The sequence below is a fragment of the Phyllobacterium sp. P30BS-XVII genome (genome assembly GCF_014138335.1).
GTDB lineage: Bacteria > Pseudomonadota > Alphaproteobacteria > Rhizobiales > Rhizobiaceae > Phyllobacterium > Phyllobacterium meliloti.
Map to the genome: position 1 here is coordinate 329,315 of NZ_JACGXO010000002.1, position 22,466 is coordinate 351,780.

Annotated in this window: 17 protein-coding genes; 10 read left to right on the forward strand and 7 right to left on the reverse strand. The window is 56.1% G+C overall.

Annotated features, from left to right (window positions below; all coding sequences use genetic code 11):
* Positions 1 to 35: 35 nt before the first annotated feature.
* Positions 36 to 956, forward strand: a complete 921-nt coding sequence (locus tag FHW17_RS07525; RefSeq protein ID WP_182509524.1) for an aldo/keto reductase — start codon at positions 36 to 38, stop codon at positions 954 to 956.
* A gap of 331 nt (positions 957 to 1,287) precedes the next feature.
* Here FHW17_RS07525 and carA read toward each other — a convergent pair whose 3' ends face one another.
* Complete coding sequence (gene carA, locus FHW17_RS07530; RefSeq protein WP_112525701.1) at positions 1,288 to 2,517, reverse strand: glutamine-hydrolyzing carbamoyl-phosphate synthase small subunit; 1,230 nt, start codon at positions 2,515 to 2,517, stop codon at positions 1,288 to 1,290.
* A 295-nt stretch (positions 2,518 to 2,812) separates the two neighbouring features.
* Here carA and FHW17_RS07535 point away from each other — a divergent pair, with 295 nt between their 5' ends.
* A complete protein-coding gene (locus FHW17_RS07535) occupies positions 2,813 to 3,265 on the forward strand; it encodes a GatB/YqeY domain-containing protein (RefSeq protein ID WP_112525699.1) in 453 nt (150 codons plus the stop codon).
* 3 nt (positions 3,266 to 3,268) lie between these two features.
* On the opposite strand, the gene FHW17_RS07540 is transcribed toward FHW17_RS07535, so the two are convergent.
* Both FHW17_RS07540 and FHW17_RS07545 read right to left on the reverse strand, forming a co-directional pair.
* The gene (locus FHW17_RS07540; protein WP_182509525.1) at positions 3,269 to 4,453 is read right to left on the reverse strand and encodes an adenylate/guanylate cyclase domain-containing protein; all 1,185 of its coding nucleotides are present in this window, start codon (positions 4,451 to 4,453) and stop codon (positions 3,269 to 3,271) included.
* Between the two features lie 198 nt (positions 4,454 to 4,651).
* The gene (locus tag FHW17_RS07545) at positions 4,652 to 5,869 is read right to left on the reverse strand and encodes an MFS transporter (protein WP_112525695.1); all 1,218 of its coding nucleotides are present in this window, start codon (positions 5,867 to 5,869) and stop codon (positions 4,652 to 4,654) included.
* A 117-nt stretch (positions 5,870 to 5,986) separates the two neighbouring features.
* Between FHW17_RS07545 and FHW17_RS07550 the strand changes: the two genes are divergently transcribed.
* On the forward strand, positions 5,987 to 6,604 hold the full coding sequence (locus FHW17_RS07550; RefSeq protein WP_182509526.1) for a TetR/AcrR family transcriptional regulator: 618 nt from the start codon (positions 5,987 to 5,989) through the stop codon (positions 6,602 to 6,604).
* 742 nt (positions 6,605 to 7,346) lie between these two features.
* On the opposite strand, the gene FHW17_RS07555 is transcribed toward FHW17_RS07550, so the two are convergent.
* A complete protein-coding gene (locus FHW17_RS07555) occupies positions 7,347 to 9,017 on the reverse strand; it encodes a Na/Pi cotransporter family protein (protein WP_182509527.1) in 1,671 nt (556 codons plus the stop codon).
* Positions 9,018 to 9,408: 391 nt separating this feature from the next.
* On the opposite strand from FHW17_RS07555, the gene dnaG reads away from it, so the two are divergent.
* The gene (dnaG, locus tag FHW17_RS07560) at positions 9,409 to 11,361 is read left to right on the forward strand and encodes a DNA primase (RefSeq protein ID WP_182509528.1); all 1,953 of its coding nucleotides are present in this window, start codon (positions 9,409 to 9,411) and stop codon (positions 11,359 to 11,361) included.
* A gap of 305 nt (positions 11,362 to 11,666) precedes the next feature.
* Complete coding sequence (gene rpoD, locus FHW17_RS07565) at positions 11,667 to 13,691, forward strand: RNA polymerase sigma factor RpoD (RefSeq protein WP_112529473.1); 2,025 nt, start codon at positions 11,667 to 11,669, stop codon at positions 13,689 to 13,691.
* Positions 13,692 to 14,038: 347 nt separating this feature from the next.
* On the opposite strand, the gene FHW17_RS07570 is transcribed toward rpoD, so the two are convergent.
* On the reverse strand, positions 14,039 to 14,563 hold the full coding sequence (locus tag FHW17_RS07570) for a TIGR00645 family protein (RefSeq protein WP_113097824.1): 525 nt from the start codon (positions 14,561 to 14,563) through the stop codon (positions 14,039 to 14,041).
* Between the two features lie 129 nt (positions 14,564 to 14,692).
* The gene (locus FHW17_RS07575) at positions 14,693 to 17,086 is read right to left on the reverse strand and encodes an OmpA family protein (protein ID WP_182509529.1); all 2,394 of its coding nucleotides are present in this window, start codon (positions 17,084 to 17,086) and stop codon (positions 14,693 to 14,695) included.
* A 271-nt stretch (positions 17,087 to 17,357) separates the two neighbouring features.
* Between FHW17_RS07575 and FHW17_RS07580 the strand changes: the two genes are divergently transcribed.
* The 3 genes from FHW17_RS07580 (at position 17,358) to FHW17_RS07590 (ending at position 19,168) form a co-directional block, all read left to right on the forward strand.
* Positions 17,358 to 17,813, forward strand: a complete 456-nt coding sequence (locus FHW17_RS07580) for a YcgN family cysteine cluster protein (RefSeq protein WP_091877937.1) — start codon at positions 17,358 to 17,360, stop codon at positions 17,811 to 17,813.
* Between the two features lie 124 nt (positions 17,814 to 17,937).
* Entirely contained in the window at positions 17,938 to 18,303 is a 366-nt protein-coding gene (locus FHW17_RS07585) for an antifreeze protein (protein ID WP_182509530.1), read from the forward strand.
* 133 nt (positions 18,304 to 18,436) lie between these two features.
* On the forward strand, positions 18,437 to 19,168 hold the full coding sequence (locus FHW17_RS07590; protein WP_182509531.1) for an SIMPL domain-containing protein: 732 nt from the start codon (positions 18,437 to 18,439) through the stop codon (positions 19,166 to 19,168).
* 62 nt (positions 19,169 to 19,230) lie between these two features.
* Here FHW17_RS07590 and FHW17_RS07595 read toward each other — a convergent pair whose 3' ends face one another.
* Positions 19,231 to 19,896 carry an HAD family phosphatase gene (locus FHW17_RS07595; RefSeq protein WP_182509532.1) on the reverse strand — a complete coding sequence of 222 codons (666 nt, stop codon included), beginning with the start codon at positions 19,894 to 19,896 and terminating at the stop codon, positions 19,231 to 19,233.
* A 177-nt stretch (positions 19,897 to 20,073) separates the two neighbouring features.
* Here FHW17_RS07595 and FHW17_RS07600 point away from each other — a divergent pair, with 177 nt between their 5' ends.
* Entirely contained in the window at positions 20,074 to 21,393 is a 1,320-nt protein-coding gene (locus tag FHW17_RS07600) for an NAD(P)H-dependent oxidoreductase (RefSeq protein WP_182509533.1), read from the forward strand.
* Between the two features lie 46 nt (positions 21,394 to 21,439).
* Positions 21,440 to 22,465: a thiamine pyrophosphate-dependent dehydrogenase E1 component subunit alpha gene (locus FHW17_RS07605; protein WP_112528932.1), complete on the forward strand. Its 1,026-nt coding sequence runs from the start codon at positions 21,440 to 21,442 to the stop codon at positions 22,463 to 22,465.
* Position 22,466: the final 1 nt, after the last annotated feature.

Consider the following 22,466-nt stretch of genomic DNA (forward strand, 5'->3'; position numbering starts at 1 on the left):
ATGCAACCTGTCCCACCAGCCGAAAGAGGTATCCCATGTCCGACGCAAAACGTATTTCACTCAATTCTGAAGGTCTGTCGCTGTCCCGGCTGGTACTGGGCGCATGGCGGCTGCTGGATCAGGGTGCAAAGCCGACAGCGGCAGAGGTGGCGCGGCTGATTGACGAGGCCGTTGATCTCGGACTGACCAGCATTGATCATGCGGATATTTATGGCAATTACGGTGTTGAGGCGGCTTTCGGTGCGGGACTTGCCGGTTGGAGTGGCAAGCGCCAGTCGATCGAGCTGATTACCAAATGCGATATCATGCTGACATCATCAGAGCGTCCGCAAAACCGGGTGAAACATTACGATACCAGCGCGGCGCATATCAAAGCGTCGGTGGATCGTTCGTTGCAGAACCTCAAGACCGATTACATCGATGTGCTGCTGTTGCATCGTCCCGATCCGCTGATGGATGCGGATGAAACCGCAGCCGGATTGCAGGACGTTGTGAAGGCGGGAAAAGTGCGCGCCGTGGGCGTGTCGAACTTCACGCCGTCGCAGATGGATCTGTTGACCTCGCGCCTGCCATTCCCGCTTGTCACCAACCAGATCGAAATGTCGGTAACTTACACGGCGCCGCTGACCGATGGCAGTCTCGATCATGCCCAGCGGCTGCGCTATTCGCCAATGATCTGGTCGCCGCTGGGTGGCGGCAGCCTGTTCACCGGAACAGGCGAGCAGGAACAGCGGGTGCGTGCCGCGCTGAAAGCGGTTGGTGATGAGATTGGTGTCGATGACATCTCGGCGATTGCCATCGCCTGGCTTCTGCGCCATCCGGCGCGGCTTATTCCGGTGCTTGGCAGCCTGAAACGCGATCGTCTGGCAAAGATGGTGTCAGCACTCGATATCAAACTCGAGCGCCAGCAGTGGTTCGCCATTGTGAAAGCCAGCACCGGTGAGGACGTGGCTTAATTCTGTATTCGTGTGGCTGATGGGTTGGGGGCGTGGTTCGTGGTTCGACAAGCTCACCATGAGGGAGAGTGTGGATGCAAAAGCTAATCACTGCGTTTGCAGACTATAGCTCCCGACATCTCAACCCACTCCGTCATCACCTCAACCCTCTCCGTCATCCTCGGGCTTGACCCGAGGATGACGGAGAGGGGTAGGTTGAAGGCTACCAAGTTCTGCAATCTTTGCGAATAGCGTTGCATCCCCCATGTCCCTCATGGTGAGCTTGTCGAACCACGAACCACGAACCACGAACCCGCTCAGTAGGAAAAACCTAAGCGGTTTAGCTCCGCGATCAGGCAGCCTGATCGCGTTCGGGCAGGGGTTCCAGACCCTGACGGGCGCGGATCAGATTGGCGAACCGGCGGAACAGGTAGTGCGAGTCCTGCGGGCCGGGCGATGCCTCAGGGTGATGCTGCACCGAGAAGATCGATTTGCCAGTTACGCGCAGGCCGCAATTGCTGCCGTCAAACAGCGATACGTGGGTTTCCTCGACCCCATCGGGCAATGAATCCGCATCCACGGCAAAACCGTGGTTCATTGAAACGATTTCCACCTTGCCCGTTGTGTCGTCCCGCACCGGATGGTTGGCACCGTGATGGCCCTGATGCATTTTCTTGGTGTCACCGCCGAGCGCCAGCGCCAGCATCTGATGACCAAGGCAGATGCCGAAAACGGGAATATCCGTCTTGATCAGTTCCTGAATAGCCGGAACCGCATATTTGCCCGTTGCAGCGGGATCGCCGGGACCGTTTGACAGGAAAATGCCGTCGGGCTTGTGCGCGAGAACATCGTCAGCCGTTGCCGTTGCCGGAACGATTGTGACCTTGGCACCAAGCCCGGCAATGAGGCGCAGGATATTGCGCTTGATGCCGTAATCAATGGCGACCACATGGAAATCAGGCGTTGTCTGCTGGTCAAAACCTTCGTTCCACACCCATGGCTTTTCGGTCCATACGGAGCTTTGGCCTGATGTAACATCCTTGGCGAGATCAAGATCGAGAAGGCCATGCCAGGCGGCGGCGCGTTTGGTCAGGGCCGGGATGTCGAACTTGCCTTCCGGGTCATGGGCGATAACGCCGTTGGGCATGCCTTTTTCGCGGATGAGAACGGTGAGGGCGCGGGTATCAACACCGGCAAGCGCAATCACGCCGCGCGCCTTCAACCAATGGTCGAGGTGCTCGGCGGCGCGGTAGCTTGATGGTGCCGTGATGTCAGCCTTGAAAATAGCGCCGACGGCACCGGCGCGGTTGGCCGGGTTCAGGTCTTCAATGTCTTCCTTATTGGTGCCGACATTGCCGATATGCGGGAAGGTGAAGGTGACGATCTGGCCCGCATAGGAGGGGTCGGTGAGGATTTCCTCATACCCGGTCAGCGCGGTGTTGAAGCAGACTTCCGCCTCGCAGGCGCCGGTTGCACCCAGACCCTTGCCCTCAATGACTGTTCCATCGGCCAGAACCAGAACCGCTGTCGGCTTGAATTCTGTCCAGGCTGCAGTTTTTGCCCCTGCGTCTGTGGTTGTCATGCGGCACTCCTGAATATGGGCCTGAATGTGGACTGGCGTCGTCGTTATTGATTGGGCATTGAAAAATGCCCTTCGGTATTCCATATGACATGGCTGAACGCGGTGGTCGATTGACCTTACCACCGCAGCAACAACCCAAAATGTCTGGCTAGGTCACGGACCTTAAAGAAAACCGCGCTTCCGGTCAATTGCGACACGAAAACTCTTCGTGGATTTCGGTGCTAACCCCACCTGCCACGATGATTGATTTCGTTCGGACCCACCGGTAGTGTGCGCGGAAAAAGGAGAATATGCTATGCTGCGCGATACTATCGCCGGGGCACTGACATCAGCCGTCAAGGCACAGGACAAGCGCCGTGTTTCAACGCTGCGCCTGATCATGGCCGCTATTCAGGATCGGGATATTCTCAATCGTGGATCGGGCAAGGACCCGGTTACTTCAGATGAAATCACCGCGATTCTCGCCAAGATGATCAAGCAGCGCGAAGAATCCGCGAGGCTTTACGAGGAAGGCAACCGCCTTGAACTGGCTGAGCAGGAGCGCAGCGAGATCGAGATCATCAGCGGTTTTCTGCCCAGGCAGCTTGGCGAAGATGATATCCGTCAGGCCTGCACACAGGTCATTGATGAAATCGGTGCAGGCGGCTTGCGCGATATGGGCAAGTGCATGAATGCGCTGAAGGAAAAATATGCAGGGCAGATGGACTTCACCAAGGCCAGTGGCATTGTGAAGGAAATCCTGCAGTGATTTCTAGGGTTTGACAGTATGCGGGTTGCCGAATCCGACAACGTCGACAGGACTGTCAAACCCTCTCAACGCATGATTGCCAAATGAACTACCTTGTATATTGGCTTTGTCCGCAAGGTTGGCGGTCATGAGCAATTCCGCCCCGACCTCTTTGGCGAGGGCTTGCAGGCGGGCAGCCCGGTTAACAGGCGAGCCGATGATCGTAAACGAGAATCGGCCAGCCGAACCGATATTGCCATGCACGACTTTCCCCAAGTCGATCCCGATACGGGCGCGCAATGAGGGTTTGTTGTTTCGTGATGGATCATTATTCAGCACGTCCAACGCTTTCAATCCTTCCAGGGCAGAGATTACCGCCGTGGCACACAATGCGCCCTCATTGGCGGGATCGGTGATCGGGAAAAACATCACAACACCATCGCCAACATAGCCCGACACCTGCCCACCGGCGCGCGACAGAGGCCTTGTCACCGTTTCGAAGAAAAGATTGAGATTGCTGATGAGCGATTGGGCATCCAGCATCTCCGTCATATGGGTAAACTCGACCAAATCACAGAAAAGCACGATGGCACTGATTTGCTCGACTTCACCAAGACCCACGCGCCCGTCGAGCATGGCAGTCGCAGCATTGCTGCCAAGATAGGTCTGGAGCAGCGTGCGGGCAGCGGCGGCGTTTAATCGGGCGCCCAACGCCAGTGCAAAAACGGGCGTCACGAGATGCAGCAGGTCAATATCAGAAGCTTTAAAGCCACCGGGCTCCTGCGTGATGAAAAAGCTCATCACATCATCAAAAAAACCAATCGTGACATCAGGCTCAAGATGGTTCGCGAAGGCAATGGCGTCTGTTCCTCTGCCTTGCAGCACCAATGCAAATCTATCGCTTTCGGCGTTGAGCCGGAGAACCGTTATTTCCTCTTCCAGCATATAAGGGAAAACATTGACAGAAAGGTCAGTCTTTGCGGCATTGGCCGTATGGCTGTGCCATCGCACCCGGTGTAGTTCCACTTCAGGATCAACAACATCGCACGCAATCTCAATGGTTGAGATGTTCACTCCGGCCTTTAATAAATGAGTGCCCAAAACCGCTGTAATCTCGATATCCGTCATTCCGCTAAGCGATGCTTTGACGAGATCCTGACTAATCTGCAGAAATAATGTGGCGAGATAGTCGGTTTCGTTCGGCTTCATTTTCTCTATCCTGCTCTGCGGCGCATGCGAATTTTGATTCAGAATTGCCAGCAATCTTAATGCATCCAGTTCCAAAAATACCACCTTCAACAGAACCCGCCGGTTTGCGTTTGTTCAAATAAAAAGAGCATCGCGGTGTGCGATGCTCTTTATGTTTGTACGGCAGATGCAGATTATGGAAACGAGCAGAAGCCGTTTTCAGCAGGGCACTGAAACGGTCGCTTCAAGGTTGGTAGCGGGTGTCGCCCGTGCGTTCCGGTACACCATCATTGCAATTATCAGGGCGATGACACCAGCGGCGATGGAAACGCAGAAGCCGTAGCGCGCGCCGTAGGCATCAATGACAAGCCCGGATACTGACGAACCCAATGCCATCCCAATGCCGATACCCGTCATCGCCCAGGTTATGCCTTCGGTGAGTTTTGACGGTGGGACAAGCCGTTCGATCAGGCCCATCGAGATAATGATGGTCGGCGATACGGCTGCACCGGCAAGGAACAATATCACGGCAAGCGCAGGAATATTGGTGACGAAGAGCAGCGGCAGCGTGGTCAGCATTGCCAGAGTGATGGCATACAGAAATTGCGCCTGTAGAGACTGTTTGAATTTGAGCGTGCCGAAGACCAGACCAACAATCAGCGAGCCAGCGGCATAGCTGGCCAGAACAATGCTGGCCGCTGCCTTTTGCCCGTGTTCTTCGGCAAAGGCGATGGCTGTCACTTCTGCGGTGCCAAATATGGCGCCGATGGCGATCAAGGTCAGCACGATCCATTGCAGGGGACGAAGGCGGATAACCGAAGTGCCTTTGCTTTTATCCTGGGCATGCACAGGCGGTTCCGTTGATCTTTGAGCGACGAACAGAAGAGCGCCAACTGCCAGAAACAGTGTTGCCGCCAGTGGACCGGCTTCCGGGAAAAGCGCAACGCTCAGTCCGATCGAGATGATCGGTCCCAGCATGTAGATGATTTCATCGACAACTGATTCCAGCGCAAAGGCGGTGTGGAGCTTGGGCGTGTCGCGATAAATCTCTGTCCAGCGCGCCCGGACCATGGCCGATATGCTTGGCATGAAACCGGCCAGTATGGCGAAAAGAAACAGCACCCAATTGGCGGCACCATAACGCGCCGACAACATCAGTGCAGACAGTGCAAGAATGGTGATGATTGTAACTGGGGGAAGAACGCGCCGCTGCCCATACCGATCAATGAACCGTGAGACCTGCGGGGCAATCAGCGCATTGGAAAGGGCGAACGCAGCCGATACAGCGCCCGCCAGCCAATAGGCGCCGTGGGTTTGCGAAAGCATTGTAACGATGCCGAGGGTTATCATGGCAACGGGCAGGCGCGCGATCAATCCGGATGCGGAGAAGGCGAAACTTCCGGGGGCCCTGAAAATATCCCGATAAGCATTGGTCATGGCGAACATTCCTTATAAGCGAAGACTCGCATTTACATACGTGGCGTATGTTTATTAGATAGTTGCATACGCAGCGTATGTCAATTAATATACGTTGTGTATGTGAAGGGAATTTGTATGGCTCATAAACCTCGCGCCGAAATGATTGCAGAAACGCGCGCCAAGCTGGTCGCTGCGGCAAGAGCAGCTTTTGGCGCGGTGGGTTATGCCGATGCTTCCATGGACGATTTTACATCAGCTGTCGGTCTGACACGCGGCGCTCTCTATCACCATTTCGGTGACAAAAAGGGACTGCTTGAAGCGGTTATTGCCGAGATCGACGCGGAGATGGATACGCGCCTGCTCGAAGTCTCCGGTAAATCAGCAAGCAAATGGCAGGGATTTGTCGATGAGTGTACTGCCTATCTGGAGATGGCGCTGGAGCCGGAAATCCAGCGCATCGTCCTGCGCGATGGCCCTTCTGTGCTTGGTGATCCGGCAATCTGGCCCAACCAGAACAAATGCATCCGTTCCATGTCGGCCAGTCTTGAGGGTCTGCATGCGGATGGAATTATCAAACCGGGTGATCCGGAGGCGCTGGCACGCCTGTTGAATGGTGCTCTGCTGCACGCCGCCTCGTGGATTGCCAATTCGTCCGAACCGGAAGCCACCTCACGCCGGGCTGTGGAGGCGATCAAGGAACTGCTGAACAGCTTGCTTGCAGATGAGCCTCGGACAATGCGGCAGCCGAGGTAGGATGCTGCATTGCCGATTGTGCGTGGTTCGTGGTTCGCCCTTCGACAGGCTCAGGATGAGGGAGAGGGATGGGTTGCAGGGAGTGAGTTCTGTAATGGTGTGAAGTGCAATGTTGACGATTAGCGTTGCATCCACCTAACTCCCTCATGGTTGTTATGTCGAACCACGGAAGATGGTGATTGCATCTCCAACATTGCAGTTGCAGAACATACCTCCCCCATCACCACGCCCGCTTTTGCGTCTGGCTATTGATGAGGTGGGAAAGACGGGCGATCCAAAGGGGAACGCGGAAGTCTTGGTATTGGTAGTGTAATCAGTGCGTTCCCCGGAGATTTTCCTGTTTGAACCAAGAAAATAACCGGATCACCCGTCCCGATGACTGGTTTTACCCTTGTGAGATAAAACCGCTTCCCCTGCGGGTTGGGGTCTCCCCGCAGGTGAAATCACCGATCCTTTCCTGACTTCAGAAAGTTTTCCGGAGCATTCCCGCCGGAAAGGACACCATCAGAATAAGCGATGTGAGATGGTGTTGGATAAGTTGGCACAGTTTTTTAAAAATGAGTGGTTGCAGAACCATAGCCGCGCCCTTCGACAAGCTCAGGATGAGGGAGAGGGAGGGCTGCAAAGATAATCGCCGACATTTCAGATCACAGATGTTGCAGCGCGTCCCCAATACAAAGCTGCACCAAGCATCATCTTACCTTCCCTACTTCGGGGGCGGGCAAGATGCTGCATGCAATACTCAATTATTCAGCGCGCGCAGGCGGGTAGTGTTGAGCAGGCCCTGTTCTTCCAGTACCGGATAGGCCATGGCGGCGAGAAGTGAGTTGATCTGCTTCAGGTCGCGGATGGTGTCCAAGTGGATCGAGCTGGTTTCCAGACTGCGCAGCGTGCCCTCGCGCAACCTGCTGAAATGGCGCTGGCTGCTCTGCTTTTCCAGATCGCGCAGGTGGTCCTTTTCCAGAACCAGCTGGTGCGCCATTTCGCTGTCACGCGAAACAAGCACGTTGAACGCCATACGCGCATTGGTCAGCACTTTGGCGTGGAAGTTGCTGAGTTCCAGCCAGCCCTCATCGGTGAATTTGAGGTTGCGGTCCATCTTCTTCTGCACCAGCGCCAGCATGTTGCGCACGATGATATCGCCGACCTGTTCAAGCTTGACGCAGGCGCCGAGCAGTTCCTGCGCGCGGCTAACCTCCTGCGGGGAGAGCGAGCGGGTTGTCAGTTTGGCAAGATAAAGCTTGATGGCCGCATGCTTGCGGTCAACCTTGTCATCAAGCCCGGATAGTTCGTTGATGCGGGGCTGCTCGGGGTTTTCGTAAAGACCGATGACCCGCTGCAGCATGATTTCCACAGTTTCGCAGACGCGCACCGTCTCGCGGGTGGCATTGGCAAGTGCAAGATTAGGCATATCCAGCACGCTTTCATCCAATGCGCTCATTTCCGCCTGTTCCAGCGATGGAGCCTGTGGTGCAGGGGCGTTGAGTGCCACAATCGCCTTGGTGGCTTTCAGGACAAGACCCGACAGCGGTACACCGGCAAGCAGAATGATCACATTGAAGAGGATATGGGCGTGGATAATCTGGTCGGTTGGAGCCGAGCCGAGGAAAGCCACGGATGGTTTGAAGGTGAGATAGGCGATCAAAATGATCAGCGAACCGGCGCCGCGCATCAGAAGATTGCCCATGGGCACAATACGCGCCTGCGGTGCGGCGTTGCGGGTGAGCAGCGGCGCAATGAAGGACGAGCCGAGATTGACGCCGAACACCATGACCACGCCCAGTTCCGGCTCGATCAAGCCGCGCGAGGCGAAGGTGACGAGCAGCAGGATGGCGGCGATGCTCGAATGAAACAGCCATGTCATCAGCGCGGCCAGCATGAAGGCGGTGATCGGGTCAGTGTTGAGATAGCTGACGATAACCGGCAGGAGATCGCTGTTGCGCAAGGGTTCTGTGGCCTGACCGGTCATCTCAAGCGAAAGCACAAGCAGGCCGATGCCCACGAGAATGCGGCCGATCTGGCGCCAGTCGCCGCGCTGGGTCGACATGAAAATGACTGTACCGGCGAGAAGACAGACGGGAACCAGCAGTGTCAGATCAAAACTGAGGATGAGAACCACAAGCGCCGAACCCACCTCGGCACCGCGCACGGCCATAAGGCCGGAAATGCCGCTGACAATGCCAGAGCCCACGAAGGAACCAACAAGCAGACTGACCGCCGTCGAACTCTGCAGGGCGATGGAAAGCATCGTTCCCCAAAGGACAGCGAGAACCGGATTGTGCAGGACGCCGCGCAGGCTTTGGCGCATGCGCTCACCATAGGCGCGCTCGACGCCGGTGCGAACCATGCGGGTCGCCCACAATAAAAGAGCCACTGCACCAGCAAGATGCAATAAAACTGTCGAACCGTTCACTTGAGCCAATCCTGACTAGGTGGAAAAATGCGGTAGACAACCAGACGAATTCTAGTTGCTAATTATTAAGATAACATATCATTCCAAAAGGGGAAAAAATATGTTCCGGCTAAGAAGAATTGTGTCGTTTTTGGCAAAGTGTAACAGTTTTATGACAGTTTTTTGATGAATCGGAAATAATGAGCCGGCTTTTATAAGGCGAGCCGATATGTTGATAAGGCGGGCTGATATTTAAATCAGAATCGGTGTGATGAGCAGGGGATGATTGTCTTGCAGGTCTTTCACCGCCACACGATATAATGCAATATGGATTTGGTTCTGCAGGTCGCTGTCAGAGCCATCAAAACAGTGCGGTTTTTAGAACCGCCAGATTGAGCGAACGAAGAACAGCATGCGATTTCCACCATCCTTTCTCGACGAGATCAGGGAGCGTGTACCGATTTCCAGTGTGATCGGCACGCGGGTGTCATTCGACCGGAAAAAAACCAACGCGCCGAAGGGTGATTTCTGGGCATGCTGTCCGTTCCATGGTGAGAAGTCGCCGAGTTTCCATTGTGAGGACCGCAAGGGCCGCTACCATTGCTTCGGTTGCGGAGTGACGGGCGATCATTTCAAGTTCCTGACGGAGCTTGAAGGCCTGAGTTTTCCGGAAGCCGTGCAACGTGTGGCTGATATGGCGGGTGTCCCCATGCCGGCGCGCGATGCCGAAATGGAAATACGCGAGGCCAAACGCGCAACACTCTATGACGTCATGGATATGGCGACGAAATTCTTCGAGGAGCAGTTGCAGTCGGCGGCAGGTGCCAAGGCGCGCGCCTATCTGCGTGATCGCGGGCTTTCGGCCACCACACAACATGCCTATCGTCTGGGCTATTCACCTGAGAGCCGTAATGCGCTGAAGGAACATCTGGCGCTGAAAGGCGCAACCCGGGAGCAGATCGAGGCTTGCGGTCTGGTGGTCTATGGCGACGACAAGCCGGTTTCCTATGACCGGTTTCGGGATCGCATCATGTTTCCGATCGAGGATTTGCGCGGGCGGGTCATTGCCTTTGGCGGCCGGGCGCTGACGCCCAATGCGCCAGCCAAATATCTGAACTCCAACGAAACCGAGCTTTTCCACAAGGGCAAGGTGCTGTTCAACGCATTGCGCGCCCGCAGATTTGCCCAGCCGCAGGCGGGGCAGGCGGCCAAATCAGTCATTGCCGTTGAAGGCTATATGGATGTCATCGCGCTGGCGCAGGCAGGTTTTGGCCAAGCCGTTGCACCGCTGGGCACTGCGCTGACGGAAGACCAGCTTGATCTCCTCTGGCGCATGTCACCGGAGCCGGTCCTGTGTTTTGATGGCGATCAGGCGGGGATCAAGGCCGCTTACCGCGCCATTGATCTTGCGATGCCTGCCCTGAAGCCGGGCCGGTCGCTGCGCTTTGCCGTGCTGCCCGAGGGCAAGGACCCGGATGATCTGGTCAAAGCGTCGGGGCCGCAGGCATTTCAGGCAGTGCTCGACGATGCCCGCCCGCTCGCCGACATGCTGTGGGCACGCGAGACCAGCGGCGGCGTGTTTGATACGCCCGAACGGCGGGCTGAACTGGAATCCCGGCTCAAGCAGATGACGGCGCTGATTGTCGATGAAAATGTGCGCCGCCATTATGCGCAGGATGTGCGCGAGCGTATCCAGCAGTTCTTCGGATCAAACCAGCGCAACAACAATAATCGCCGTGATGGCGAGCAGCGCGGCAATGGGCAGAACGGTTATGGCCAGCGGGGCAGGGGCGCGGCATCGGGACGGCTGGCGGTTTCCGACAGTCTGGCCCGCTCGGTGCTGGTCAAGACAACATCAGCCGCCCCGCCTTTGCGCGAGACCGCTATATTGATGACACTGTTCAATCATCCCCGGTTGATCGAAGAGGATTTTGAAACGGTTGTGCGGCTGGAATTCAGCCACCCGGATCTGAAGCGTTTTCATTCGGCCATGCTGAATGCGCTGGCCGAGCACCATGTGGTGGATGGCGCTGAAATGCGCAAAGCCATGACCGAGGCCGGACATGGCACGCTGATTGAGGCGCTGGAAGCGCTTGCCCGGCGGGCGCGCATGTGGACGGCGACCGCAGAAGCCGCTGAAGAGGATGCGCTGGAAGCATTACGGCAGGCGGTTCACTTGCATCAGCGCGCAAGCACACTACATAAAGAGCTGAAAGTAGCTGAAACCGCGTTGGCCACCGATACAACCGACGAAAACCTGAACCGGCTGCTCGATATTCAGAACGATATCCGTAACGCGCAAGCTACGGAAGCACTGATCGAGGGCTTCGGAATACCCTCCGGACGCTCCGGAAAGGGTTTTTGACGGAATTGATTCGCTTTTTTGCCCCGAATCAGTTGAGTCGGGGTTGACGTGGGTGAATAATGACGGAATCAGATTGCGCGGAATTGAAAATATTGCGTTGATGTTTGTAGGTTTGGCTGAAAAACCTGTAAATACGGCAAATATACAATGTGCTCGCCATCGGAATAACAAGGTTAATCCGGCATTAACGGGATTTCGGCTAGTCGATCATTTACTACCTTGACGCTGTAGGGGAACCGGTGCGCCACCGCACTCGTTAGTTCCCATGCATGAACAAAGCGAAACGTCGCTTGGAGACATAGAATATGGCAACGAAAGCAAAGGAAAACGAAGAAGTAGAAGTCGAGCGCGAAGGCGCGCCGGACGGACCGCTTCTCGACCTTTCCGATGACGCTGTCAAGAAGATGATCAAGCTCGCCAAGAAGCGCGGCTATGTGACGATGGACGAGCTTAATGCCGTTCTTCCGTCCGAAGAGGTCACTTCCGAACAGATTGAAGACACGATGGCTATGCTCAGTGATATGGGCATCAATGTTGTCGAGGATGACGAACAGGACGCGGACGCCGAAGAGGCTGACAATAGCGACGACGAGAGCGATGCACGCGAACTCGCCGATGCAACCGGCACAGCCGTCGCACCAACCGTCACCAAGAAAGAACCGACCGACCGTACCGACGACCCTGTTCGCATGTATCTGCGCGAGATGGGCACCGTCGAGCTTCTGTCGCGCGAAGGCGAGATCGCCATCGCCAAGCGGATCGAGGCCGGGCGCGAGACGATGATCTCAGGGCTGTGCGAAAGCCCGCTGACCTTTCAGGCCATCATCATCTGGCGCGATGCCTTGAATGACTCGCAGATTCTTTTGCGCGAAATCATCGATCTTGAAACCACCTATGCGGGCCCTGAAGCCAAGCAGGCGCCGGTGATCGAGCGCGTCGAGGAAGAAAAGCCTGCCGCTGGCAATGACCGCTCGCGCAGCCGCCGCGACGATGATGACATTACCAATGTCGGTGGTGATACGCCCGTTGAAGACGATGATGATGAGGACGATGAAGCCAATCTGTCGCTTGCCGCGATGGAAGCTGAACTGCGTCCGCAGGTCATGGAAACGCTCGACGTTATCGCCGATACCTATAAGAAGCTGCGCAAGCTGCAGGACCAGCAGGTGGAAAACCGCCTCGCTGCCTCGGGTTCCCTGTCGCCAAGCCAGGAGCGCCGCTACAAGGAACTGAAGGATCAGCTGATCAAGGCAGTGAAGTCACTGTCGCTGAACCAGAACCGTATCGAAGCGCTGGTCGCCCAGCTTTATGACATCAACAAGCGTCTGGTCCAGAATGAAGGCCGCCTCTTGCGTCTTGCCGAATCCTATGGCGTGCGCCGCGAGGACTTCCTGAAGGAATATCAGGGCAATGAGCTTGACCCGAACTGGCTGAAGGCCGTTTCCAACCTCACCACCCGTGGCTGGAAAGAGTTCACCAAGAACGAAAAAGACACGATCAAGAACCTGCGCACGGAAATCCAGAACATGGCGCAGGAAACTGCGATCTCGATTTCGGAATTCCGCCGCATCGTCAATCAGGTGCAGAAGGGCGAGCGCGAAGCAGCGCTGGCCAAGAAGGAAATGGTGGAGGCAAATCTGCGTCTCGTTATTTCCATCGCCAAGAAGTACACGAACCGCGGTCTGCAGTTCCTCGATCTCATTCAGGAAGGCAATATTGGCCTGATGAAGGCGGTCGACAAATTCGAATATCGTCGTGGTTACAAGTTCTCAACCTATGCCACATGGTGGATTCGTCAGGCGATTACCCGTTCGATCGCCGATCAGGCGCGCACCATCCGTATTCCGGTGCATATGATCGAAACGATCAACAAGATCGTCCGCACATCGCGCCAGATGCTGCATGAAATTGGCCGTGAACCGACACCGGAAGAACTGGCTGAAAAGCTGGCCATGCCGCTTGAAAAAGTGCGCAAGGTTCTGAAGATCGCCAAGGAGCCGATCTCGCTGGAAACGCCGGTGGGTGATGAAGAAGATTCGCACCTTGGCGATTTCATCGAAGACAAGAATGCGCTGCTGCCAATTGATGCGGCCATTCAGGCGAACCTGCGTGACACGACAACCCGGGTTCTGGCTTCACTGACCCCGCGTGAGGAACGCGTTCTGCGCATGCGTTTCGGCATTGGCATGAACACCGACCATACGCTTGAGGAAGTCGGTCAGCAGTTCTCGGTTACCCGCGAGCGTATCCGCCAGATCGAAGCGAAAGCACTGCGCAAGCTCAAGCACCCGAGCCGCTCGCGCAAACTGCGCTCGTTCCTCGACAGCTAAGCGTTATATCGCCGGTTAAAATGAAAACGGGATGGGTGAAAACCCATCCCGTTTTGCGTTTGAGGATTTGGGTTCGTGGTTCAACAAGCTCACCATGAGGGAGAGTGAGGATGCAACGCTAATCGCAGAGATTGCAGTACAAAGGGTGCAGAATAAAGCTCCCTTTCATCCACCCAAGCCCCTCATGGTTGTTATGTCGAACCACGAACCACTACGCGCGCACAATAGCTCCCAAGTATCACCCCCCTCTGTCCTGTCGGACTACCGGGGCGAGCCACGGGTCTCGCCCCGGTAGTCCGACAGGACAGAGGGGGTGGATGCATCTGCCAACACAGCGGTCGATTAGCTCAAATAGACGGCTCGTCCGATTTCTTATCGCCTTTTTCCTTGGCCATGATCTTGTCGATATAGGCAAGGAAGAGGGCGGAGAAGACGAAGGCGAGATGGATCACCGTGAACCATGTCAGCTGTTCGGTTGAGTATTTCGTCAGATTCAGGAACACCTGCAAGAGGTGGATCGATGAGATGGCGACGATGGTCGAGGCTACCTTGATCTTAAGCGATCCGGCATCAATCGTGCCGAGCCAATGGACATCATCAGCCTGATCGAAACGGCTGACGAAGTTTTCGTAACCGGAAATGATCACCATCACCACAAGGCTGGCAACCAGCGCTGCATCAATAAGCCCAAGCATTTTGAGGATTGTTTCGGTTTCATCAAGAGTAGTGACCTTCATGACGAAATCGAAGAGCTTACCGGCGAACGAGAAAGCATAGATCGCCAGCGCGATTGCCAGCCCGAGATAGAACACGACAAGCAGCCAGCGCGAGGCGAGAATGATGCTTTCGATAAAAACTTCGATACGTTTCATAAACAACTTATTCCAATTGGTTTCCTGCATGAGATAGCGATGCAGATGACGAACTCAAGACAAAACCACCTATAATCACAAAAAACCCGGGTCGAAGCCCGGGTTTTTCTGTTTCAATGTCTGATCGGCCTACTTGCTGGCCAGCGGCTGCACCAGTGGGGTGATGCGGCGGATGGCAACACGGCGATTCTGCTGCTCGGGTCCATCGACCTTGATCTTCAGATAGCGTTCGCCATAGCCCTGGGTGGCCATGTTTTCAGGCGGAATGCCGAATACATTGGTCAGGGCCTGGGCGACCGATTCAGCCCGCTTATCCGAGAGAACAAGGTTGGCCTGATCGGAACCCACGGCATCGGTGTGGCCTTCGATGAGGAAGGTTTCAGCCGGGTTCTTTTTCAGGATCTCCGCCATCGCCTTGGCGACGCTGTCGAGATGCGGGACCTGATCGTCGGTGATGTCAGCCGAACCGAACTTGAAGGTGATCGTATCCAGATCGATACGGCGCACCTTGTCACGGATACGGGCAGAACGCTTGACTTCATCAACGGAGTAAATGCGTTCAACACGTTCCACCGGCGGGCGGATGAAGAAGTCGTAGACGTCTGCTTCCGGCACCTGATCAGCATCGAGAATATAGTCACGCACCGGTATGGTGAGAATGAGCGGTGGCAGATCAAGGCCGGGATCGCGCCACTGATAGCGTTCCTCGCGGTCATAATCGGGCGTATAGCTCAGCAGAATCTCACGGCCATCCGGCATGACGCGCGAGCGCTGAATCACATCGCCATAACGATTGCGGATGGTGACGACCTGCACACCATTGTCACGCACGATGGTTTCGCGGGTACGGCGGCGCGGCAAGTCCTCGTAATAGACATCCTGCGCATCACGCGACATGCGCGGACGGTCGGAGCTTTCAACAAAGATGTTGTTATTGACTTCAACGATGGTGCGGTTGTCAATCTTCTGGATAATCTGCACATCGGCAGGACGCTCTTCACGCGGTGCCTGTTTGACGCGGGTGCCTTCCTCGGTGCGGATACCCTCCACCTTGACCGGTACCAGCGCCTTCTGCACATCCGCGTCATTCTTTGGCGGCGGTGCGGGCGGGGTAGCTGGAACCTGAACGGCAGGTTGCTGGACAACCGGCTGTTGGACCACCGGCTGTTGACCGGCAGGCTTTTCGACGATCTGACCGCCGGTGCCCTTTACAGGCGGGGCTGGCTTCTGGCTATCGAGAACCGGGGCGGCATTTTCCGGCAATGGCGAGGCGTCCTTTGGTCCGGGCTTTCCAGCTTCGACAGGTGTTGCGGGCTTTTCGCCAGCGGGTTTTTCACCCGTAGGCTGACCGGCGGCAGGCTCCAGCGCTGGCTTCTGTCCTTCAACCGGCTTGGCAGGCTTTTCTCCCGCAGCAGGTTCTGTAACAGGAGCTGGCTTCTCGCCCGCAGGTTTGCCGGTCGCGGGTTGTTCACCAGCAGGTTGCTCGGTTGCAGGCTTTTGGCCTTCGGCTGGTTTGGCCGGCTTTTCACCCTTGGCAGGCTCTGTGGCTGGAGCGGGTTTTTCACCAGCAGGCTGTTCCGCTGCAGGTTTCTGGCCTTCGGCTGGTTTGGCCGGCTTTTCCGCAGGCTGATTGGTTGCCGGTTCCGTTGCAGGCTTTTGTGCCTCAGTAGGTTTGGCGGGCTTTTCGCCCGTGGCGGGCTCGGCAGCAGGTGCAGGCTTTTCAGTTGCGGGTTGCTCCGCTGCTGGCTTTTGCTCCTTGGGTTTCTGCGGCTTTTCAACGGCGGGCTCTTGGGCAGCCGGAGCTTCCTTGGCCGCCTTTTCAGTGGCTTTCCTGGCGTCCTCGGCGGCTTTTTCCGTTTGCTGGTCAGCGGCCTTCTGGGCGCTTTCGGCTTTCTTGCGTGCTTCGGCCTCGATAGCCTTTTGCTGTTCCGCAGCCTTGTTGGCTTCGGCTTCAGTTGCCTTCTTTGCCTGTTCGGCTTCCTGCGCAGCAGCTTTTTCGGCAGCCTTTGCAGCCTGCGCCTCTTCGGCAGCTTTCTGCTTGGCTTCAGCTTCTATGGCCTTTTGCTGTTCGGCTTTGGCGGCCTGTGCTTCTGCCGCTGCTCTCTGTTTGGCCTCGGCTTCAGCAGCTTTTGCAGCCTGCGCCTCCTCGGCGGCCTTCTGCTTGGCTTCTGCTGCGATGGCCTTCTGTTCTTCAGCTGCTTTCTGTGCTTCTTCCTGCGCAGCGCGCTTGGCCTCCTGCGCACGTTCGGCAGCCTGAGCCTCCGCAGCGCGGGCTTCTTGTTCAGCGCGTTTCCTTGCCTGCTCTTCAGCTTTTTGCTGGCCACCGGTATCCGCTTCCGGAGCCTGGTTCTGTGCTTCCTCTATCTGAGCGGGCGCTTCACTTTCCGCCTGCGCCAGCAACAACGGAGCTTCGTTGGTATTTGAAGAGATGTAAGGGCGAGGGAGTGGCGATTGCTCTGCCATCGCCGAGGGCGAGGAGAACAGAATTGCTGTTGAAGCAAAAAAGAGTGCTGTGCGTTTCATTGTCATCCCTGTCTTGCGTTTCTCTCTATTGAAACACGTCAAATATTTGTGACCGCAGGTTGGGCCAGCTTTGTGGCAGCCAATTGACCATCGCGGTCGTCTCACCAGATTCCTTGCGGGTACACATGTGCAAATGTGATCCTGCCCGAATCCGATTACAGGCAGATTGCACGGGCGAGCCTGTATCGCGTGTGAAGGTGCCGTTCATTTTGGGTTCATGCAGAAAATGCGCTACACTGGACGGATCGATGTTTGAGATGTATGCGAGCGCATGCCCAAAGAACCATTCTGGAAAACCAAGACGCTTGATGAGCTGAACCGCTCGGAATGGGAGAGCCTGTGCGATGGTTGCGGGCGTTGTTGTCTGCACAAGCTGGAAGATGAAGACACGGATGAAATCTATTTCACCACCGTGGCCTGCACATTGCTTGATGCGGGAACCTGCCAGTGCTCAGATTATGTGGGCCGGAAGAAGAAAGTTCCCGACTGCGTTTTCCTGACGCCGGAGATTGTCCGTGAAGTGCCTTGGCTGCCTGAAACCTGCGGCTATCGCCTTATTGATGAGGGCAGGGATCTCTATTGGTGGCATCCGCTGGTTTCGGGAAGCGCGGAAACCGTGCATGAAGCCGGAATTTCGGTGCGCGGCAAGGTGACCGCCTATGATCACGACCTGAAAAGGGACGAAGATTATTTCGACCACATGATGATGGCCGAATCAGAAAGTTAGGGAATTTAATTCTACTGAACGGGAGATGAATGGAACGTTGAAGCTTTGTTCAGGTGATTTGTGGAACAAACGATCACCTTCCGGATTTCAGGTCTGGATCAATAAACAATAAAGGAGAAACGCCATGTCCCGCATTTCATTCAAGATGCTCGCTGTGTCCGCCGCTCTTGGCCTCGGTTCCCTCTTCGGTGTCAGCGCCGCTTCAGCTGCGCCCATCGCCCCGTCGTCTCAGATCGTTGATGTTGCCGGTTCAAATGTCATCAAGGTCGATCATCGTTATGGCCATCGCTATCATCACGGCTATCGCCCTGTTTATCGGCCTGTACGTGCGTGCAGTGTCAATCTGGCGTTGAACAAGGCGAGTCGCATGGGCATCCGTAATCCACGGGCTGTCGTAAACCGGAATGTCGTACGGGTTACTGGTTGGCGTTATGGTCATCGCACCGCTGTCGTCTTTGCCCGTGCGCCCGGCTGCCCGGTCATCCGCTAAGCGGCTGCCCGGTCATCCGTTAATCCAATTCGACTCACCACAACCTGAACGGGCGAAAGTTTTACCTTTCGCCCTATTCCGCCCATAATCAGCTGCGACGCAGCTCATGTCACTTCATCCGGGGAGATATTCCATGACACCAAAATTTCTAGCCGTGGCTGTTGCCGCAACCGCAATGATGGCCGTTCCTTTCGCCGCTATGGCGGATGAAGCACCACGTCCGCACATTACGGTTACAGGGCAAGGCGAAGCTGCTGCTGCACCTGATATGGCCGTGCTTTCACTGGTTGTATTGCAGGAAAAGCCGACCGCTCGGGAAGCTTTGACCGCTAACAACGAGACCATGGCCAAGGTCCTCGACGCCATGAAGAAGGCCGGAATCGCCGAGCGCGATCTGCAGACATCAGGCTTCAGCATTGATCCACGCTATGTCTATCCTGAGAACAAGCAGGGTGAACAACCGAAGGCACCGAAGATTGTCGGCTATGCGGTTTCCAACTCCCTGTCGGTGCGGGTGCGCGACCTCAAAAAGGTTGGCGACATTCTGGATCAATCGGTGACGCTTGGCGTCAATCAGGGCGGCAATCTGACCTTCACCAATGACAAGCCGGAAACCATCCTTGAGGAAGCCCGCAAGAAGGCCGTGGCCGACGCCATTGCCAAGGCAAAGACCCTGACGGAAGCCGCTGGTGTGGAAGTCGGCAAGATCATCGAGATCAGTGAGCAGTCTTTCCAGCCTCGCCCATACGAAATGGCTGGCCGCGCCAAGATGATGGCAGCACCTGCATCGGATTCCGTGCCGGTTGCTGCGGGTGAGAACAGCTACAATGTCACCGTCAACGTGACGTTCGAGCTGAAGAACTAAGACGAGCCTCAGCTACAACGAAAGGGTGCCCTGCGGCACCCTTTTTGTTTTGTAGGGTTATCTCAGGTCGCCCGCATCCAATAGGCGATATCTTTCCAGTCTGCGAACACCGCGCTGGCGCCTTTGTCCAGCAGGGTCTGGGCATGGGATGTGTAGGTATGGCCGCCGCCAGTATAGCCAATGGCTGTCATGCCCGCGGCAACGGCACCTTCCACACCATAGGGCGAATCTTCAATCACCACGCAGGTGGATGGTTCGTATCCCATTTCTTTCGCCGCGTGCAGGAAGAGATCAGGCGCAGGCTTGCCGCGCTTGACCATGGACGAAGAATAGATCGCATCGCCAAAGAAACCGGCAAGTTTCGTTGTCGCCAGGCTGAAATGAATGCGCTCCAGCGATGAGGACGAGGCAACACAGTGTGGTGTTTCCAGCGCTTCGAGCAGCGCGGTGATACCGGGTGTTGGTTGCAGGAACTGGCTGAAAACGTGTTTTGTCTCGGGCCAGAGTTCGGCTTCACCGGCCTCGGAAAGCTGGAAGCCGCTCAGCTCCGTGATTCGCTTGATGATATCGGCCTGTTTCATGCCAACGCATTGGGCAATGGTGCCTTCAGGCAGGTTCATCCCATGCCGCGCATAAACATTGTGGTAGGCGCGTTCCGCCAGCGGCTCGCTGTCCACGAGCACACCATCACAATCAAAAATTATCAGATCGAACCTGTTTTGCGGCATTTGCGTCTCTCTTTTGGGGGCGTGCGTTCCGAACGTTCACACGCTTGTTATTTGATCATTGTTACAACTCTTATAATGCACATAGGTGTTGACTAAAATACAAATGTTCAATATTCGATTGATGGAAAGACAGTGGTTCCCGGCGTCGCACCGGAGACCGGCGAGGAGCATATTTGTATGGCGAGCAATGTAGCATTGACGGGATTGGCGCGGGATATGCAGGCGCGTGCGGATGCGGGGCGTCCAATTCGCATCGGTCTGATCGGATCGGGCGAGATGGGCACCGATATCGTCACCCGCGTCGCCCATATGCCCGGCGTCGAAATCGGGGCGATTTCCGAATTGAACCTGCCCAATGCCCTGAAGGCCGTTGATATCGCCTATCAGGAACCGGGCCATGCGAAGGAAGTGAATACCGCTTCGGCGCTGACCTCAGCCATGGAAAGCGGCAGGATTGCCGTCACCGACAATGCGGATCTGATCCTTGAGAATGATCTGATCGATGTGGTGATCGATGCAACAGGTGTTCCGGCTGTCGGTGCCGAAATCGGGCTTCGCGCCATGGAGCATGGCAAGCATCTTGTCATGATGAATGTCGAGGCTGATGTCACCATCGGTGCATACCTTAAAAGCGAGGCGGATCGCCTTGGCGTGACCTATTCGCTGGGCGCTGGTGACGAGCCATCCTCCTGCATGGAACTGATCGAGTTCGTCTCGGCCATGGGCCATCCGATTGTCGCTGCCGGCAAGGGCAAGAACAACCCGCTCAACATCGATGCCATTCCTGATGATTATGAGGAAGAAGCCGCCCGCCGCCATATGAATGTGCGCATGCTGGTGGAATTCGTCGATGGTTCGAAAACCATGGTTGAAATGGCGGCCATTGCCAATGCCACCGGACTGGTGCCTGACAAGGCTGGTATGCATGGCCCGGCGGCAACGCTCGACCAGCTCAACAAGACGCTGATCCCGCAAAAGGATGGCGGGCTGCTGTCGCGCGTTGGTGTTGTCGATTATTCCATCGGCAAGGGTGTTGCCCCCGGCGTGTTCGTCGTTGCCGACATGTCGCATCCGCGCATATCGGAGCGCATGGAAGATCTGAAGATGGGCAAGGGTCCATACTTTACTTTCCACCGGCCCTATCACCTGACCTCGCTGGAAGTACCGCTGACCTGTGCCCGCGTCGTGCTTTACGGCAAGGCGGATATGGTGCCGCTGTCCAAGCCGGTGGCGGAAGTCTGTGCGGTTGCCAAAAAGGACCTCAAGGTCGGCGAGAAGCTCGATGCGATCGGCGAATATTGCTACCGCGCCTGGATCATGACGGCGCAGGAGGCACGCAATGCCAGGGCGATACCCTGCGGCCTTCTGCAGGGCGGCACGGTGACAGCACCGATTGCCAAGGGCGAACTCATCACCAGCGCCAATGCCGCACCCATCGCAGGCTCAAAGATCGTCGAACTCAGGCAGCGTCAGGACAAGCTCGTTTATGGCGGGTGATATCAGACGGATAGAATTCAGGGCAATCAGCTAAGGAGTGCCAAGCATGGCTCCCGCCACCAACGCTAAATTCAAGGATGATGGTAGCAATCTTCCTTTCGCGTTCCGGCATTATTCTCCGGATCAGCTGAAGGAAGCGTTGCGCAAAATGTATCTCATCCGCCGCTTCGAGGAAGGTGCGGAAGAATCCTACACGCGCGGGCTTATCCACGGCACGATGCATCTTTCCATCGGGCAGGAGGCAAGTGCTGTCGGCATTTCTCTGCCGCTTAATGAAGATGATATGATCACCTCCACCCATCGCGGGCATGGGCACTGCATCGCCAAGGGCGCGGAAGTGTCAAAGATGTTCGCCGAGTTTTTTGGCAAGGAAACCGGCTATTGCAAGGGCCGTGGCGGCTCCATGCATATTGCCGATGTGTCCAAGGGCAATCTTGGAGCCAATGGCATCGTTGGTGGCGGAATTCCGATTGCGGTGGGCGCTGCGCTGTCCGCCAAGAAGCAGAAGAACGGTAAGGTGGTCATTTCCTATTTCGGTGATGGTGCCAACAATGAGGGCGCTTTTCACGAGGCGCTGAATATTGCCGCCATCTGGAAACTGCCTGTTGTCTTCGTTTGTGAAAACAATGGTTATGGCATGTCCACTTCGACCCAGCGGTCGACAGCTGTTGCCAACGTGGCGGATCGTGCTGCCGGGTACAACATGCCGGGTGTGATTGTGGACGGCAATAATCTGTCCGATGTGGCGGAGGCTTCCAACGCTGCTGTCGAACGGGCGCGGCGCGGCGAGGGCCCGACGCTGATCGAGTGCAAGACCTACCGGCATCGTGGCCATTCCAAGAGCGACCGCAACCGCTATCGCACCAAGGAAGAGATCGAGGACTGGGTCGCCAACCGCGATCCCATCGATCTGTTCGAAAGCCAGTTGAAGGAATTCGGCTTTGTCACCGACGGGGATATCGAGGCAATCCGCACAGGTGTGGAGACGGAAATCGCCGAGGCGATTGAATTTGCCAGAAACAGCCCATCGCCTGATCTGAACAACCTCACACGCGACGTGTACACGGACTGAA

Coding starts and splice junctions, on each gene's coding strand:
- FHW17_RS07575 (WP_182509529.1), bottom strand. CDS start 17,086: ATGAAACGCACAGCACTCTTTTTTGCTTCAACAGCAATTCTGTTCTCC.
- rpoD (WP_112529473.1), top strand. CDS start 11,667: ATGGCAACGAAAGCAAAGGAAAACGAAGAAGTAGAAGTCGAGCGCGAA.
- FHW17_RS07595 (WP_182509532.1), bottom strand. CDS start 19,896: ATGCCGCAAAACAGGTTCGATCTGATAATTTTTGATTGTGATGGTGTG.
- FHW17_RS07540 (WP_182509525.1), bottom strand. CDS start 4,453: ATGAAGCCGAACGAAACCGACTATCTCGCCACATTATTTCTGCAGATT.
- carA (WP_112525701.1), bottom strand. CDS start 2,517: ATGACAACCACAGACGCAGGGGCAAAAACTGCAGCCTGGACAGAATTC.
- FHW17_RS07585 (WP_182509530.1), top strand. CDS start 17,938: ATGTCCCGCATTTCATTCAAGATGCTCGCTGTGTCCGCCGCTCTTGGC.
- FHW17_RS07580 (WP_091877937.1), top strand. CDS start 17,358: ATGCCCAAAGAACCATTCTGGAAAACCAAGACGCTTGATGAGCTGAAC.
- FHW17_RS07570 (WP_113097824.1), bottom strand. CDS start 14,563: ATGAAACGTATCGAAGTTTTTATCGAAAGCATCATTCTCGCCTCGCGC.
- FHW17_RS07600 (WP_182509533.1), top strand. CDS start 20,074: ATGGCGAGCAATGTAGCATTGACGGGATTGGCGCGGGATATGCAGGCG.
- FHW17_RS07605 (WP_112528932.1), top strand. CDS start 21,440: ATGGCTCCCGCCACCAACGCTAAATTCAAGGATGATGGTAGCAATCTT.
- FHW17_RS07545 (WP_112525695.1), bottom strand. CDS start 5,869: ATGACCAATGCTTATCGGGATATTTTCAGGGCCCCCGGAAGTTTCGCC.
- FHW17_RS07590 (WP_182509531.1), top strand. CDS start 18,437: ATGACACCAAAATTTCTAGCCGTGGCTGTTGCCGCAACCGCAATGATG.
- FHW17_RS07535 (WP_112525699.1), top strand. CDS start 2,813: ATGCTGCGCGATACTATCGCCGGGGCACTGACATCAGCCGTCAAGGCA.
- dnaG (WP_182509528.1), top strand. CDS start 9,409: ATGCGATTTCCACCATCCTTTCTCGACGAGATCAGGGAGCGTGTACCG.
- FHW17_RS07525 (WP_182509524.1), top strand. CDS start 36: ATGTCCGACGCAAAACGTATTTCACTCAATTCTGAAGGTCTGTCGCTG.
- FHW17_RS07550 (WP_182509526.1), top strand. CDS start 5,987: ATGGCTCATAAACCTCGCGCCGAAATGATTGCAGAAACGCGCGCCAAG.